The sequence below is a fragment of the Streptomyces sp. BE20 genome (assembly GCF_036322525.1).
Taxonomy (GTDB): domain Bacteria; phylum Actinomycetota; class Actinomycetes; order Streptomycetales; family Streptomycetaceae; genus Kitasatospora.
This window is the reverse complement of sequence record NZ_JAQYWW010000064.1, coordinates 1-337: the sequence shown is the minus strand read 5'-3', so window position 1 is coordinate 337 and position 337 is coordinate 1. Positions and strand designations below refer to the sequence as shown.

1 pseudogene is annotated in these 337 nt (G+C 65.3%); it reads right to left on the bottom strand.

Annotation, left to right across the window (positions count from 1 at the left end):
• A pseudogene (locus PUR61_RS00240) lies at positions 1–302 on the bottom strand (hypothetical protein); the annotation flags it as partial.
• Positions 303–337: the final 35 nt, after the last annotated feature.

Genomic DNA, 337 nt, shown 5'->3' with positions numbered 1-337 from the left:
TAGTTGAGGTCGCCCTCGAGGATCGTCAACCTGGCGTCGGAGAGATCCGCCCGGAGTTCGGCGGGCATCTCTCGGTAGGTCAGCTTTGAGAAGAAGAACTTGTGGTTCCGGGAAGTTAGCGAGCCACCGCACATCTCCTGCCGGAGGATGGGGGGATCTCGGCTGACGACGGTCTGGGTTGAGGCAGCTCTGATATCCCTGCGCCGCGGGCGCGAGGGCGGGCCGTGTTGACCGCGGACCACAAGGGGTTGCTCCTGCGAAAGCGCTTGGTGGGCGAGTGGCTCGCGGTGGTAGCGCGCCACGGGTGTGGTCGCCGTCTGCCACGATGGACACCACT